This is a genomic window from Mesorhizobium sp. WSM4306 (assembly GCF_007003975.1).
Taxonomy (GTDB): domain Bacteria; phylum Pseudomonadota; class Alphaproteobacteria; order Rhizobiales; family Rhizobiaceae; genus Mesorhizobium.
In genome coordinates, this window is record NZ_VFTC01000016.1 from 31,870 (window position 1) to 46,909 (window position 15,040).

At 62.8% G+C, this 15,040-nt stretch carries 15 protein-coding genes, 1 tRNA gene and 1 riboswitch; of the genes, 11 read left to right on the plus strand and 5 right to left on the minus strand.

Annotated features, from left to right (window positions below):
* Positions 1 to 123: 123 nt before the first annotated feature.
* The 5 genes from FJV77_RS32955 to FJV77_RS19130 all read left to right on the plus strand — a co-directional run bounded on the left by FJV77_RS32955 (position 124) and on the right by FJV77_RS19130 (position 3,520).
* Positions 124 to 423, plus strand: coding sequence for a hypothetical protein (locus FJV77_RS32955; RefSeq protein ID WP_246691311.1), 300 nt, complete (start codon positions 124 to 126; stop codon positions 421 to 423).
* A 30-nt stretch (positions 424 to 453) separates the two neighbouring features.
* Positions 454 to 678 (plus strand): hypothetical protein, encoded by a 225-nt coding sequence (locus FJV77_RS32960; protein ID WP_246691312.1) that lies wholly within the window; start codon positions 454 to 456, stop codon positions 676 to 678.
* A 256-nt stretch (positions 679 to 934) separates the two neighbouring features.
* Complete coding sequence (locus FJV77_RS19120; protein WP_142868320.1) at positions 935 to 1,324, plus strand: hypothetical protein; 390 nt, start codon at positions 935 to 937, stop codon at positions 1,322 to 1,324.
* 94 nt (positions 1,325 to 1,418) lie between these two features.
* Positions 1,419 to 2,093, plus strand: coding sequence for a response regulator transcription factor (locus FJV77_RS19125; protein ID WP_142868321.1), 675 nt, complete (start codon positions 1,419 to 1,421; stop codon positions 2,091 to 2,093).
* A complete protein-coding gene (locus tag FJV77_RS19130) occupies positions 2,090 to 3,520 on the plus strand; it encodes a HAMP domain-containing sensor histidine kinase (protein ID WP_142868322.1) in 1,431 nt (476 codons plus the stop codon). The genes FJV77_RS19125 and FJV77_RS19130 overlap by 4 nt, the downstream gene beginning before the upstream one ends.
* 34 nt (positions 3,521 to 3,554) lie before the next feature.
* Here the strand turns inward: FJV77_RS19130 and FJV77_RS19135 are convergent, their stop codons facing one another.
* A complete protein-coding gene (locus FJV77_RS19135) occupies positions 3,555 to 3,920 on the minus strand; it encodes a phospholipid-binding protein (protein WP_142868323.1) in 366 nt (121 codons plus the stop codon).
* A 120-nt stretch (positions 3,921 to 4,040) separates the two neighbouring features.
* Between FJV77_RS19135 and FJV77_RS19140 the strand changes: the two genes are divergently transcribed.
* A tRNA-Gly gene (locus FJV77_RS19140) sits at positions 4,041 to 4,114 on the plus strand.
* 66 nt (positions 4,115 to 4,180) lie between these two features.
* Here FJV77_RS19140 and FJV77_RS19145 read toward each other — a convergent pair.
* The gene (locus tag FJV77_RS19145) at positions 4,181 to 4,639 is read right to left on the minus strand and encodes a hypothetical protein (protein ID WP_142868324.1); all 459 of its coding nucleotides are present in this window, start codon (positions 4,637 to 4,639) and stop codon (positions 4,181 to 4,183) included.
* 280 nt (positions 4,640 to 4,919) lie between these two features.
* Entirely contained in the window at positions 4,920 to 5,909 is a 990-nt protein-coding gene (locus FJV77_RS19150) for a LysR family transcriptional regulator (protein WP_142868325.1), read from the minus strand.
* Positions 5,910 to 6,203: 294 nt separating this feature from the next.
* On the opposite strand from FJV77_RS19150, the gene chvE reads away from it, so the two are divergent.
* From chvE to araD1, 4 genes are all read left to right on the plus strand, one after another.
* A complete protein-coding gene (gene chvE / locus FJV77_RS19155) occupies positions 6,204 to 7,274 on the plus strand; it encodes a multiple monosaccharide ABC transporter substrate-binding protein (RefSeq protein WP_142868326.1) in 1,071 nt (356 codons plus the stop codon).
* Between the two features lie 100 nt (positions 7,275 to 7,374).
* Positions 7,375 to 8,907 (plus strand): multiple monosaccharide ABC transporter ATP-binding protein, encoded by a 1,533-nt coding sequence (gene mmsA / locus FJV77_RS19160; RefSeq protein WP_142868327.1) that lies wholly within the window; start codon positions 7,375 to 7,377, stop codon positions 8,905 to 8,907.
* A complete protein-coding gene (mmsB, locus tag FJV77_RS19165) occupies positions 8,904 to 10,196 on the plus strand; it encodes a multiple monosaccharide ABC transporter permease (RefSeq protein ID WP_142868328.1) in 1,293 nt (430 codons plus the stop codon). The genes mmsA and mmsB overlap by 4 nt, the downstream gene beginning before the upstream one ends.
* A 197-nt stretch (positions 10,197 to 10,393) precedes the next feature.
* On the plus strand, positions 10,394 to 11,386 hold the full coding sequence (araD1, locus tag FJV77_RS19170; RefSeq protein WP_142868329.1) for an AraD1 family protein: 993 nt from the start codon (positions 10,394 to 10,396) through the stop codon (positions 11,384 to 11,386).
* Positions 11,387 to 11,583: 197 nt separating this feature from the next.
* On the opposite strand, the gene FJV77_RS19175 is transcribed toward araD1, so the two are convergent.
* Positions 11,584 to 12,354 (minus strand): ABC transporter substrate-binding protein, encoded by a 771-nt coding sequence (locus FJV77_RS19175; protein WP_142868330.1) that lies wholly within the window; start codon positions 12,352 to 12,354, stop codon positions 11,584 to 11,586.
* A 96-nt stretch (positions 12,355 to 12,450) separates the two neighbouring features.
* Positions 12,451 to 13,545 (minus strand): 2'-deoxycytidine 5'-triphosphate deaminase, encoded by a 1,095-nt coding sequence (locus tag FJV77_RS19180; RefSeq protein WP_142868331.1) that lies wholly within the window; start codon positions 13,543 to 13,545, stop codon positions 12,451 to 12,453.
* 140 nt (positions 13,546 to 13,685) lie between these two features.
* Positions 13,686 to 13,763: riboswitch (SAM riboswitch) on the plus strand.
* Positions 13,764 to 13,820: 57 nt separating this feature from the next.
* On the opposite strand from FJV77_RS19180, the gene FJV77_RS19185 reads away from it, so the two are divergent.
* A complete protein-coding gene (locus FJV77_RS19185; protein WP_142868332.1) occupies positions 13,821 to 15,011 on the plus strand; it encodes an O-succinylhomoserine sulfhydrylase in 1,191 nt (396 codons plus the stop codon).
* Positions 15,012 to 15,040: the final 29 nt, after the last annotated feature.

Here is a 15,040-nt window from a genome sequence, read left to right on the forward strand (position 1 = left end):
GGCTCCACGGTCAATCCGCGTAGCGGTGTCTCGTTGCGCATGTGTTGGAGTGTTGCAGTGTTTGCTCGAAACAGAATTCTCGTGGCAGCGACAAGTGTCGCCGCCTGTCTTGGTGGGTCGGCGATGGCCGCCGATCTCACGCGTGCCTATAACGACCCGCCGCCAGCCTTCCAGTGGAGGGGCGCCTATGTCGGCGTGCATGGCGGCACCGCCTTCACCAAAATGCCCAACCCGTTCGCCGGCCGCAACGGCTGGAGCGGCGGCGTCCAGGCCGGCTATAACATCCAGACCGGTCCTGCGGTGTTCGGCACCGAGGTCGAAGGCTCTTATCTCGGCGGCGCCGAGCACGGCGTGGAAGGCGGCAAAATTAGGGAAAAATGGCGCGCCGCCGCCAAGGCCAAGGCGGGCCTTGCCTTCGACTAGACGCTGGTCTTCGGCACCGCCGGCGTCGCCGTGACCACATTCGAGAAGGGCGGCGGCTTGCGCGACACCGACAGTCGCAAGCTCGGTTATCTCGTCGGCGGCGGCGTCGAGCAGGCATTCGCCGGCGGCCTCTCCGCCAAGATCGAATACAACTATATCCGCACACCCGATGTGGAGACGAGATCGGCCTTCGGCACAGAGAAGACCGGTATAGGCAGCCAGGAACTGAAGGCCGGTATCAATTACCGGTTCTAATGCATGTCGCCCAGAAGTGTGCAGCGGTTCTGGGATAACGACATGCATCAAAACAAGGGCCTGAAGCGCGTCGCGTGCGACGCGCTTCAGGCCCGGCTGACGAAGAGCAGTTTTCCGTGGCGGCCCCCGCCGATCTCCACCGCGGGAAACTGCTTTTCTCCGTCGACCTAGCGGAGCCGTTCAAGGCCGGCTGCGTAATGTCGAGGCAATTTTCAAGGCCTAGCTGCAGCTCGTCTCTCAGCGCAGGAATCAGACAATGTCCATAATAAACGCAGGCCGGAAATGGGCGCCCAAAGCCTTGGCTGCGGCGGCCCTGCTCTCCATCTCCGCATGCGCTTCCGACATCATGAAGAACTATATCGGGCAGCCGATCGAATCGGTGGTGCTCGACTATGGTCCGCCAACTGCAATCATCGACCTCGGCTCGGGCGAGCGGGCCTTTCAGTGGCGCAAGACGTCGACCAACGTCGTTGCCGGCTCGACCAGCGGCGAGGTCCGCCGCACCAAGCACGGCACCGAATACGAGGAGACCGAGACGCCGGGCTATGTCGAACGCCAGGAGTGTTTCTACACCTTCTACGCCCGCTCATCGGGCGGCCGCTGGTTCATCACCAATTTCCGCCCGCCGAAGTTGGAATGTGAGTGAACGGGATTGCTTGGCTGGCTCTTGTGGCGCGCCGGGGAACGCTTTACCCGGCGATAACGGCCGCTGCTGAAAGCGGCGCTGAAGGACATCGGGCATGCGCATCCTGCTGATCGAGGACGAGCCGGAGATGGCGTCGGTGCTCAAGACCGCGCTGGAGCGCCAAGACCTTGTCGTCGATCACGTTTCGACGCTGGCCGACGCCGAGGCCATGGCAAGGCTGGGGACATTCGACGCCGTCGTGCTCGACCGCCGCCTGCCCGACGGCGACGGCCTCGGCCTCATCCCGCGCCTGCGTGCTTTGCACGTCGATGCGCCGGTGATCGCGCTGACCGCGATGAGCGGCCTCGACGACCGCGTCAGCGGGCTCAATGCCGGCGCCGACGACTATATGGTCAAGCCCTTCGCTATCGAGGAATTGATGGCCCGGCTGCGCGCGCTACACCGGCGTCAGTTCACGGTCCGGGCCGAGCAAGCGGTGGTCGGCCGCCTGACCTATGATTTCCGCCATCGCGAGGCGCTGGTCGAGGACCAGGCGCTGGAGCTGCCGCGGCGCGAACGGCTGGTGCTCGAGACGCTGATCCGCCGGCCGGGCCGGGCGATCATGCGCAGTTCGCTGGAGGAAGCCGTCTATGCGCTCGACGACGAGATCGGCTCCAACGCGCTGGATGCGCATATATCGCGGCTGCGCCGCAAACTCGACGACGTCGCCGCCGGCATCGAGATCAGGGCGATCCGCAACATCGGCTATCTCCTGCGGGCAGCACCTTGAAGGCTCCCCGCTCGCGCTCGCTGCAATGGCTGCTCGTGCGCAGGCTGATCCTGCTGCAGGCGGCGATGCTCGCCATCTTCATCGCGCTCTGCGCCGCAGCGCTGTGGATCGCCAACCCGACGCCGCTGGTCGACAATGAGGCCGCCGTCGCGGCGCTGAAGGGTGCCGTCGACCGCGACGCGAGCGGCCGGCTGATGGTGCGGGAGACGGCAGAACTCGAGCAATTCCGCGAGAGCTTTCCGCATGTCTGGTACATCATCCGTGACAAGACGGGGCAGAGCCTCCGCTCCGGCGCCGTGCCGGATGCCTATGCCGGCACACCCGGCCTTCTGCTCGACTCGGTCGAGCGCGCCACCCTCGACCTCAATCGCGATGATCTGCGGCCCGAAGCCTATGTCGAGAACATCACGACCAAGGCGGGGCCGGTGCAGATCATCACCGCGACGCGCTCGTCGCGGGAACAGACTGACGGGCTGGAAGTGAACATCTCGGCGAACGTGGATGTCGCGCGCAATCCCGACGGCAGCCGCAACTGGCAGCGCGCTTTGCCGGCGCTGTCGCTGATCGTCCTGATCCTGGTCCTGCCCATCATCCTGGTCATGGGGCTGACCACGCTGGTGACGACGCCCGCCGTGGTGCGCAGATCCTTCGCCGGCCTGGTCGACACGGCAGACCAAGCCGCTCGCATCGACATCAACACGCGCGGCATGCAGTTGTCTGTGCAGCGCGTGCCGCAGGAGATCGCGCCGTTGGTGCAGGCCTTCAACCAGACGCTCGCGCGGCTGGCCCAGGGCTATGACCGTCACAACCGCTTCCTCACCGACGCCGCACATGAGCTGCGCACACCGATCGCGATTTTACGCACGCGCGCCGAGCTGCTGACGAAGGAGCCGCAAAGCGCGCGTATGCTCATGGATATCGAGCGCCTGTCGCATCTGGCGCAACAGCTGCTCGACCACCAGATGCTCGAACGCCCTGTAAACGAGCGCCAGATCGTCGATCTCGCCGAACTGGCCAGCCGGGTCGCCGCCGACTTCGCCCCGCTCGCCATCGAGGCCGGCTACGATCTCGCTTTCGAGCCGCCGCCCTGCAAGGTGGAGGTCGAGGCCAACGCGCTGCAGATCGAACGCGCGCTGTCCAACCTGGTGCGCAACGCCATCGACCATGGCGGCGGCGCGGGCATGATCACCATCGCCGCCGATGCAACGGGTGGCCTTGAAGTGCGCGATGAAGGCCCCGGCATTCCACCGGCGGAGCATGAGAACATCTTCGAGCCATTCTACCGCCTGCAGCCACAATCTCGCGGCGCCGGCCTCGGCCTGAATCTCGCCCGGCAGATCGCCGGCCTGCATGACGGGACAATCAGGATTCTGGACGGTTCATGGCGCGGCGCGCGTGTGCGCATGGAGCTGCCTGTGCGGCATTGATGCCGGCAACGAAACGCAGACCTCGTCCACGGTCTCAGGGGAATCGCTTCCTTGCCTTTGCCGTGCCGATCGTTTTGCCAGCGGCATCGAGTGCCTTGACGGTGAACAGGTACGTGTGTGGCGACGGAGGGCACGGCCCCCGGTATGAAAACGCCCCATAAGGCAATGAAGCTCCGGAATAAGCCACCTTGCCGCCGCCATGCGAAAAATCCGGCGCGTCCAGATCAGACATGCGAATGTCCAGTTTGACGGTGCCCGCCGGAACACCGGCAAGCGTCATCGGTGGTGACTTGCTGTCGAAGCACTTCTTCGTTGGCCCCCAGTCGACAGAAACCGACATGCTAGCGTGAGCCGTAGTGACGAAACCGCACACCAAGGCGGCAGCAAGTAATATTCTCATGAAATCCCCCATTTACCAGCCAGATCGGGAGCAGAAATGCCGATGCATTACAACAAGGCACGCGCCGGCCGGTTTTGATGATTGCCCGGACGGCGGCTCGCATGATATCGAGAGGCCGACGCGGGTATGATGTAATGGTAGCTTGTCAGCTTCCCAAGCTGAACGCGAGGGTTCGATTCCCTCTACCCGCTCCAGCAAAAATCAATGATTTAGACTGAGTTTGCCGGCGCCTGCCGCAGGCCTGGGCATTGCGACGCTGTTCATGCCTGCACCTCGGCGCATATGGGAAGGTGCATTGCCACCTCATCGGCTTCCATCCGCACCAGGGTGTGCGACAGGCCGCCATGCTCGTCGATCCACTGCCGCACCCAATCGGGATATTGCGAGAGCAGGTAGTTGGCAGCGACGGTGTTCTCACGAGCGCCGACGCCGTATGGCAGATGGAAGCCGAAGGATGCACGCGGGGTAACGCAAAGCTGCTCGACGGGCAGGGACAGATAGAGCGTGCAGGCGCTGTCGCACGCCCCGTCAAAGTGCACAGGCTCGTCGGCGGCGCGCAGTTTGGCGACGTGCAAAGCGAAGGTCACGATCTGGCCACCGGGATTGCCGCTCACCGTCTCCGCGTTCGCGGGCAGCATCATTAGGGTGGCGGCGAAGAGCCCAATCGCCATGGTCTTCAACGTCCATCCAAGCTTTGCAAGCGGCAGTTCAGTGTGCATCCTGTGGTCTCGCGTTTGTCTCGCGACGCCAACGCTAGCATCAAGATGGTTAACATTAGGCAACGCTCATCAATCTTCCGATCAGTCTGTCACACTGGCGCGAACGAGATCCCCTCCACCCGCTCCAACCTGCGGCGCAGGGCTGGGCGTGTGACACGTTGTCCAATTTTCTTGGGACCGCAAAGGATCACGTTGGCGGGCCACGCCAATGCCGCCATCCGTGTGGCCGCACCAGGTCCGGCTATAGTCCCGTTCCGCGCAAGGATGGAGTTCCCGGCCGTTATCCCACTTCGCGCAGGATGAAGTCGTGCAGCATTTTGGCGGCCGGCGACAGCGCGCGGTTCTTGACCGTGATCAAGCTGTAGGGGCGGACCTCGATGTCGAACTCGGTCTGGACGACGTCGATGGCGCCGGCGAGACCGTCGGGGTTCTGGATGAATTTTGCCACCTGGATCGACACCGGGGCGATGGCATCGGACTGCGCCACCATGACCAGGGTCAGCAGCAGCGAGGAGGTGTTGAGGATGCGATCCGGCAGCGCGATGTTGCGGTTCAAAAAGTTGCTTTCCATCGCCTGGCGCAGCGGCGATCCGCCCGACTGGAAGACCCAGTCATAGGCGGCCGTATCCTCCAGCCGCACGGGATTGCCGTTGCTCAGCGGGTGGCCGCGGCGCACGATCAGGCATGCCTTCTCGACGCCGATGACGCGCGATTCGAACAGCCGCGGATTGAGGTCGTCGGGGATGCGCGCGATGATGAAATCATGGCGCGAGGCAATCAACTCGCGCGCCAGCACGTTCGAGGTCTCGACCTGCATGGTGATCTCGATGCGCGGGTAGATGCGGCGGATTTCTCGGATCGCCGGCACCGCCAGTTCGATCGCCGGCGCCGTCACAGCACCCAGGAACACCGAGCCGCCCTTGCCCGCCTTGAGTTCGGAGATTTCGCGATCGGCCTCGCGCATCTCAAGCAGGATCGAATGCGCGCGCCTGGCCAGTGCCTTGCCGTAAGGGGTGAGCGTGATGCCGCGCGGCAGCCTTTCGCAGAGCTTGACCTCGAGCACGGCTTCCATCTCGGAAATCATGCGCGAGGCCGCCGGCTGCGATATGTTCATCACCTGCGCCGCCGCGCTCACCCGACCGTGATCGTCCAGCGCCGCGATCATACGCATGTGGCGCAGGCTGAGCCCACTGCGCAGAAGTGTTTCGCTATCGCCTGGCAATTCATCGTAACTGCCTGGAATTCCCCGAGGATTTCCCAACGCCGCCATGCTTTTAACCGCTCCCGCCACTGTTTCGATCCACGTCAGTCATATACCGGTTTCGGTATAGCAACCACCGAAGATCGCATTTGACAGTTATGGCAAAGCGACACACCCTTCGCGCGTCCTCAAGACTTGACGGTCGATGACGAGCAATCGTATCGATTGAAATCAGGCGACTGAGGGCCGATTGGGAGGATACCGGAGATCGATATGACGGCGGCGGCGCTTTGGCGCATCCGCCCGACTGCGCGGCCCGCGAAGCCCCGAGGTGTCGCGTCCATCAACCAGGGAGAGTTTTACGTGAAAATCATCAAGACACTGGCCGCCGTCGCGGCCCTTGGCATCGCTGCCATGACCTACTCGGCGCACGCAGCCGACAAAGGCCTTGTCGGCGTGCTGATGCCGACCAAGACCTCGCAGCGCTGGATCAATGACGGCGACGCCGTCAAGTCCCAGCTCGAAGCTCTCGGCTACACGGTCGACCTGCAGTATGCGCAGGACGACATCCCCAACCAGCTCAGCCAGCTGGAAAACGAAATCACCAAGGGCCCGAAGGCGCTGATCATCGCCTCGATCGACGGCACCACACTGTCGGACGCGCTGCAGAAGGCCGCTGACGCCGGCGTCGTCGTCGTCGCCTATGACCGCCTGATCAAGAAGACCGCCAATGTCGACTACTACACCACCTTCGACAATTTCGGCGTCGGCGTGATCCAGGCGAACTCGCTGGTGAAGGGCCTCAAGGAGCGCTTCCCGAACACCAAGCCGTGGAACGTCGAACTGTTCGGCGGCTCGCCGGACGACAACAACGCCTTCTTCTTCTACAACGGCGCCATCTCCGTCCTGCAGCCGCTGATCGATGACGGTTCGATCAAGATCAAGTCCGGCCAGACCGGCATGGACAAGGTCGGCACGCTGCGCTGGCTCGCCGCCACCGCCCAGGCCCGCATGGACAACCTGCTCTCCGCCAACTACTCGGACGGCAGCCGCGTCGATGGCGTTCTGTCGCCCTATGACGGCCTGTCGCGCGGCATCACCGCCTCGCTGCGCGCTGTCGGCTACGGCACCGATGCTCAGCCCTGGCCGATCGTGACCGGTCAGGACGCCGAGACCGCCTCGGTCAAGCTGATCATCTCGGGCGAGCAGTACTCGACCGTGTTCAAGGACACGCGCGAACTGGCCAAGGCCACCGTCGAACTCGTCGACAAGGTGCTCTCGGGCGGCAAGCCGGACGGCCTCGACGAAAAGACCTACAACAACGACGTCAAGGTCGTTCCCTCGATCCTGTTGACGCCGCATGATGTCGACAAGTCCAACTACCAGGCGCTGGTCGTCGACTCCGGCTACATCAAGGCCGACGAGCTGAAGTAAATTCGATCGTAAAATCAGGGGTCCTGCGCAACGCAGGGCCCCTTTTCGTTCACCAACGAGCCCGGTATTGTTTCTGCCGGCCTCGAAGGAGCTTGCCCTGATGACCTCGACGATTTTGGAGATGCGCGACATCACCAAGACGTTCCCCGGCGTGAAGGCGCTGTCGAACGTCAACCTCAGCGTCGAGGAAGGCGAGATCCATGCCGTTGTCGGCGAGAACGGCGCCGGCAAATCGACGCTGATGAAGGTTCTCTCCGGCGTTTATGCATCCGGCACCTATGACGGCGCGATCGTCTACCGTGGCGAGGAATGCCATTTCAAGGGCATTCATGACAGCGAACACAAGGGCATCGTCATCATCCACCAGGAGCTTGCTCTGGTACCGATGCTGTCGATCGCCGAGAACATTTTCCTTGGCAATGAACACGCCAAATTCGGCGTCATCGACTGGAATGCCAACGAGACGCGCACCGCCGCCCTGCTGAAGAAGGTGGGCCTCAAGGAGGACCCCAAGACGCTGATCACCAATATCGGCGTCGGCAAGCAGCAGCTGGTCGAGATCGCGAAGGCGCTCAGCAAGGAAGTCAAGCTGCTGATCCTCGACGAGCCGACGGCGAGCCTGTCCGAAAAAGACAGCCAGGCGCTGCTCGATCTGCTGCTCGAGTTCAAGCGGCAAGGCATGACCTCTATCCTGATCTCGCACAAGCTCAACGAAGTGAACCGGGTCGCCGACAAGGTTACGGTCATCCGCGACGGGCGCACCATCGAAACACTTTCCAAGAAAGACATCTCGGAAGATCGCATCATCACCTCGATGGTCGGGCGCTCGCTCGACGATCGTTATCCGCCACGTGAGCCGAAGATCGGCGAGGTCGTGCTGCAGGTGAAGAACTGGTCGGTCTATCACCCACTCCATGCCGAACGGCAGGTGATCAAGGGCATCGACATCAACGTCCGCAAGGGCGAGGTGGTCGGCATTGCCGGGTTGATGGGTGCCGGACGCACCGAATTCGCGATGAGCCTGTTCGGCCGCTCCTATGGCCGCCGTATCACCGGTGAAGTGCTGCTCAAGGGCAAGCCGATCGACGTCTCCTCGGTCAGCAAGGCGGTTGACCATGGCATTGCCTACGTCACCGAGGACCGCAAGACCTATGGTCTCAACCTGATCGATCATATCAAGCACAACATCACGCTGGCCAATCTTGGCGGCGTGTCGCGCCACGCCGTCATCGACGATTTGCGCGAACTCGCCGTCGCTAACGACTACAAGGCCAAGACCAACATCCGCTCGTCCAGCGTCTATCAGATGACCGGCAATCTGTCGGGCGGCAACCAGCAGAAGGTGGTGCTGTCGAAATGGCTGTTCGCCAATCCGGAAGTGCTGATCCTCGATGAGCCGACGCGCGGCATCGACGTCGGCGCCAAGTACGAAATCTACACCATCATCGCCCGCCTCGCCTCCGAAGGTAAGGCGATCATCGTCATCTCGTCGGAGATGCCTGAACTGCTCGGCATCACCGACCGCATCTACGTCATGAATGAAGGACGCATGGTTGGAGAAATGGCGGCGAGCGACGCCAGCCAGGAAAAGATCATGCGCGCCATCGTTCGGGGAGAAGGAAAACCATCATGACCACCGAAAGCGGTCCCGCGCCGAAAAGCGGCGTCGCCGAAGATGTGCAACAGGGGCCGCGCGTTGCCGTCTCCGCGCTGATCACCAATTTGCGCGAATACGGCCTGATCCTGGCGCTGATCGCCATCATGGTGTTCTTCCAGTTCACCACCTCCGGCACGCTGTTCAAGCCGGTGAACCTGAGCAACCTGGTGCAGCAGAACTCGTTCATCATCGTGATGGCGCTGGGCATGCTTCTGGTCATCGTCTCCGGCCATATCGACCTCAGCGTCGGCTCCGTCGCCGGCTTCATCGGCGCGCTGGCGGCGATGATGATGGTCATCTGGCCACTTGGACCATTCAGCAATCCGCTGGTGGTGTCGATCATCTGCCTCATCATCGGCGGCGGCATCGGTGCGGCACAGGGCTACTGGATTGCCTATCACCGAATACCGAGCTTCATCGTCACGCTGGCGGGAATGCTGATCTTCCGCGGCATCTGCCAGGCACTGCTGGGTGGCGGGTCTTCGGTGGGGCCGCTTCCAGCCGGCTTCAAGGCGCTCAGTTCAGGCTTCATCCCGGATGTCATCGGCCCCCTGACGCTGATCCCACCGACGGTAAATGCGGCCGGCAAGACCATTATAGGTAGCGGCATGACCCTGCACATGACGACGATCGTGCTGGGCCTGGTCGCCGTGCTCGCCTATGCCTATTTCGGGCTCAAGGCACGGCGGACTCGCGAAGCACACGGCTACCAAGCCGAGCCTTTCACGCTGTTCGTCATCAAGACCCTGGTGACCAGCGCGCTGGCGCTGTTCCTGGTCTACCAATTTGCCAGCTACAGGGGCCTGCCGATCGTACTCATGGTGATGGGCGCGCTGATCGCGCTGTTCGTCTTTGTCACAAAACGCATGACGATCGGCCGCCGCATCTACGCCATGGGCGGCAATGCCAAGGCGGCGCAACTGTCGGGCATCAAGACCGAGCGGCTGACCCTGTTGGTGTTCGTCAACATGGGTGTGCTGTCGGCGCTTGGCGGCCTGATCATAGCGGCGCGCCTGGGACAAGCCGTGCCTGCCGCAGGCCTCGGCAGCGAGCTCGACGTCATCGCCGCGGTGTTCATCGGCGGCGCTTCGGCGATGGGCGGCGTTGGCCAAGTGATCGGCGCGGTGGTCGGCGGCTTCATCATGGGTGTGATGAACAACGGCATGTCGATCATGGGCGTCAATGTCGACTGGCAGCAGGTGGTCAAAGGCCTGGTGCTGCTCGGCGCCGTGGTCTTCGACGTCTACAACAAAAACAAAGGTTAGACCGGGAGCGGAACGAGGACGGCATACGGGTCACATCGCGGCGCTGCCGGGCAGTGCAAAGAAGTCCCCTGAAGGACCAGGATCGCGAGCGCAATCCGGACGAAGAGTTTTAACCCGTGGCACGGATAGGTCCGCGCCGCGCCGGTAAGGTTTGTCAAAGCGGCAACCTAGCCAAGACAATTGAGAGAGGGTTCATCATGCTGATCTCCCAGATCCTCGACGACGCCGAGACGATCCGCGTCGTCGCCCGCAATGGCGGTAAGACCCGGATCATCAACGGCGCCCGCAGCGTCTATTCGCTGGCGATGGAAGCCGCGCGCACCGGCACCGGGCTGGCCGCGCTGATCGAGCGCAAGGGATACGGTGAGGCCGTGGACCTCGACGCCGCCTACAAGAAGGGCCGGCTGGTGTCGCCGATCAACCATCCCGATCCCGCGCATCTGCATCTGACCGGCACCGGCCTGACCCATCTCGGCTCGGCGGCGACCCGCGATTCCATGCACAAGAAACTCAGCGACGGCGGCGAGGAGCAGCTCACCGATTCCATGAAGATGTTCCGCATGGGGCTCGAAGGCGGCAAGCCGGCCAAGGGCCAGACCGGCGTGCAGCCGGAATGGTTCTACAAGGGCAACGGCACCATGGCGGTGGCGCCGGGCGCGGCGCTGATGTCGCCGGCCTTCGCGCAGGACGCCGGCGAGGAGCCGGAAATCGCCGGCATCTATGTCATCGGCGATGACGGTGCACCGTTCCGCGTCGGCTTCACACTGTCCAACGAGTTTTCCGACCACGTCACCGAGCGGGTGAACTATCTGTTCCTGGCGCATTCCAAGCTGCGCAATGCCTCGTTCGGGCCGGAAATCCTGATCGGCGACCTGCCGGCCGACATCAGAGGCGCCTCACGCATCCTGCGCGACGGCAATCTTTTGTGGGAAAAGCCGTTCCTGTCGGGCGAGGCGAACATGTCGCATACCATCGCCAATCTCGAGCATCACCACTTCAAATATTCAGCCTTCCGCCAGCCTGGCGACGTGCATGTGCACATGTTCGGCACGGCGACGTTGTCGTTTGCCGACGGCATCAGGACTGAAGCCGGCGACGTCTTCGAGATCGAGGCCGGGGATTTTGGATTGCCGCTGCGCAACCCGCTGGAGATCGAGCAGCCGGTGAAGGTGGCGGTGAAGGCGTTGTAGAAGGGCAATCTCCCCCCTCGTGGGGGAGATGGCCGGCAGGCCAGAGGGGGGCGCTGTCCCGCCAACGTCTCAATCGGATGATTTCATCTGCCGGCATTTCCCGGCTGGTCGCGAGGAGGGATTGGCGATCTTTCACGCCCCCCTCTGCCCTGCCGGGCATCTCCCCCACGAGGGGGGAGATTGGCAGCTTCAACGCCTCAGTAAATATCGAAATCGAAATACTTCGCCTGGATCTTCTTGTAGGTGCCGTCGGCGACGATGGCGTCAATCGCCGCATTGAGCTTGTCGCGGAGCGCCGTGTCTTCCAGGCGCACCGCGATGCCGGCCTGCGTCTCGGTGCCCTTGACGTCGCCGACCAGCTTGCAGCAGCCGTCGCTTGCCTTCTTCAGCCAGTCCATCAGCACGAACTTGTCCGAAATCACGGCATCGAGGCGGCCGTTCTGCAGGTCGGTGATCGCCTCTTCCTGAGTCGGATAGAGTTTTGCCTCCGCACCGGCCTTGCCGTAGGCGTTCTGGGCGTAGTCGGCCTGGGTGGTCGACGCCTGCGCGCCCACCGTCTTGCCGGCAAGGGCGGCCGGTTCGGTGGACGTGAGGTCGCTGTCCTTCGGCGCCACCAGCGCCAGCGGCGTGGTGTAGTATTTGTTGCTGAAGGCGACCTGCTTCTTGCGCTCCTCGGTGATGCTCATCGAGGCGATGATGGCATCGAACTTCTTGGCCTGCAGAGCCGGAATGATGCCGTCCCAGTCCTGAGTGACGATCTCGCACTCGACCTTCATTTGCGCGCACAGCGCATTGGCGATGTCGATGTCGAAGCCTTCGACCTTGCCGTCAGATGTAATGGTGTTGAAGGGCGGATAGGCGCCTTCGGTGCCGATCTTCAATTTCTCCTGCGCCTCAGCCAGCGAGCCCGCCGCTACCATCAGCACGGCAGCCATTGCCGACGAGACGATCCATTTCGGTATCTGCATTTTTCATTCCCCTTAAGCCGTTGTTTTCCGGCAGCAGAGGCAGCCAAGCATGGCGAGCCAACGCAAGCAAGTATTTTGCCTGACGGTGATACTAGGTCAGCCGGCAGTGCGGAAATGCTTGGACAGCTTCAGGCCTTGAGCTTGGTAATTCGAGCCGAGATCGGTGCCGTAGAGCGCCTGCGGCCGCTTCAGCATGTGCTCGTAGACCAGGCGGCCGACGATCTGGCCATGGTCGAGAATGAACGGCACTTCATGGCTGCGCACTTCGAGCACCGCCCGGCTGCCGGTGCCGCCGGCGGCCGAATGGCCGAATCCCGGGTCGAAGAAGCCTGCATAGTGGACGCGGAATTCGCCGACCAGCGGGTCGAACGGCGTCATCTCTGCGGCATAGAGCGGCGGCACATGCACCGCCTCGCGGCTGACCAGTATGTAAAACTCGTCGGGATCGAGTACCAGTTCGCCGGCGCCGCTCTTGTAGAGCGGTTCCCAGAAATCGACGGCATCCTGCGCGGCGCGCTTGTCGACATCGACGAGGCCGGTGTGATGCTTGCCGCGATAGCCGACCAGCCCGTTCTGATCGCCGTCGAGATCGATCGACAGCGCAATGCCGCCGCCGGAAATGTTGGGCGGCTCGGTCGCCACCAGCATCTCGGTGCGGTGAAGTTCCTTGAGTTCACCTTCCGACAACAGCGCATTGCCGGTGCGGAACCTGATCTGCGACAGGCGCGAGCCGGCGCGCACGACGATCGGGAAGGTGCGCGGGCTGACCTCGAGATAGAGCGGCCCGTGATAGCCGGCGGCGATCTTGTCGAACTCGTGGCCGCGATCGGTCATCACCCGGGTGAAGATGTCGAGCCGTCCGGTCGAACTCTTGGGATTGGCCGAGGCGGAAATATTGGCCGGCAGGGCGAGGCTCTCGAGCAGCGGTACGATGTAGACGCAGCCGGTCTCCAGCACCGCGCCTTCGGTCAGGCTGATCTCGTGCAGCTTCAGCCGCTCGAGCTTCTCCGACACCTTGTGGTTGGGGCCGGGCAGGAAGGAGGCGCGGACGCGAAAAGCCTTGTCGCCGAGCCTGAGATCGAGGCTGGCCGGCTGTACCTGGTCGACATCGAGCGCGCGCGGCGACTTCAGCGCGCCGGACTGGAACAGCGCGGAAATATCCTGATCGGGAAGAATGCCTGTCTGCCGCAATGGCTGGCTCCGCTCCAAGGCTGGTCTCTTTGTGGCAGGTTCTTGCCGCAAAACCGCTGGACACTTTTGCGGAACCTGCCTTGGTACAAACCTCTTAATGAAGCCGGCAATTGACGCAAGCATGGCTGAGGTCTAAAGGGTCGTTATCCCGTGGTGATTTGGCCGGTCGGCTTGCAGCCACGTTAAACAAGTCGCTAAAGGACCGTCGGGCCGCAAGGCCGTATGGACCGGTTGCGACTTTCGCGGCCGGTTTTTTTGTGTCTGGAACAAAAGCGATGAGCACCAAGAAGCGTAACTGGAAGCCTCAGACTGCACTCGTGCACGGGGGAACGCTGCGTTCCCAGTTCGGCGAAACGTCGGAAGCGATGTACCTCACCCAGGGCTATGTCTATGAGACGGCGCAGGCCGCCGAAGCCCGTTTCAAGGGCGAGGAGCCGGGCTTCATCTATTCGCGCTACGCCAACCCGACCGTCGACATGTTCGAAAAGCGCATGTGCGCGCTGGAAGGCGCCGAAGACGCGCGTGCCACCGCGTCCGGCATGGCAGCGGTGACGGCGGCGCTGTTGTGCAGCGCCAAGGCCGGCGACCATATCGTTGCGGCGCGCGCGCTGTTCGGTTCCTGCCGCTGGGTGGTCGAGACGCTGGCGCCGAAATACGGCATCGAGGCGACTCTGGTCGACGGCACAGACATCGCCAACTGGGAAAAGGCTGTCAGGCCGAACACAAAACTGTTCTTCCTGGAGAGCCCGACCAACCCGACGTTGGAAGTGGTCGACATCGCCGCTGTCGCATCGCTGGCGACCTCGATCGGCGCCAGGCTGATCGTCGACAACGTCTTTGCCACGCCCTTGCAGCAGAAGCCCTTGCAGCTCGGCGCCCATATCGTCGTTTACTCCGCGACCAAGCACATTGACGGCCAGGGACGCTGTCTCGGCGGCATCATCCTGTCGGACAAGAAGTGGATCGACGAGAATTTGCACGACTATTTCCGCCACACCGGCCCGAGCCTGTCGCCCTTCAACGCCTGGACGCTGCTGAAGGGCCTGGAGACACTGCCGGTGCGCGTGCGCCAGCAGACGGAAAGTGCCGGCAAGATCGCCGATTTCCTGGCCGAGCAGCCGCAGATCGCCCGCGTCATCTATCCCGGCCGCGCCGACCACCCGCAGGCTGACATCGTCAAGAAGCAGATGGCAGGCGGCTCGACGCTGATCTGCCTCGATGTCAAGGGCGGCAAGCAGGCGGCCTTCGCCTTGCAGAACGCGCTCGACATCGTGCTGATCTCCAACAATCTCGGTGACGCCAAGAGCCTGATCACCCATCCGGCAACGACAACACACAAGAACCTCAGTGACGAGGCACGCGCCGAGCTCGGCATCGGGCCGGGAACGCTGAGGTTGTCGGTCGGTCTTGAGGATACGGACGATCTGCTCGAGGACGTTGCACAGGCGCTGAAGGCGGCCAAGTAGCGGTCTGCTTCGGATGCAAGGCAAATGCC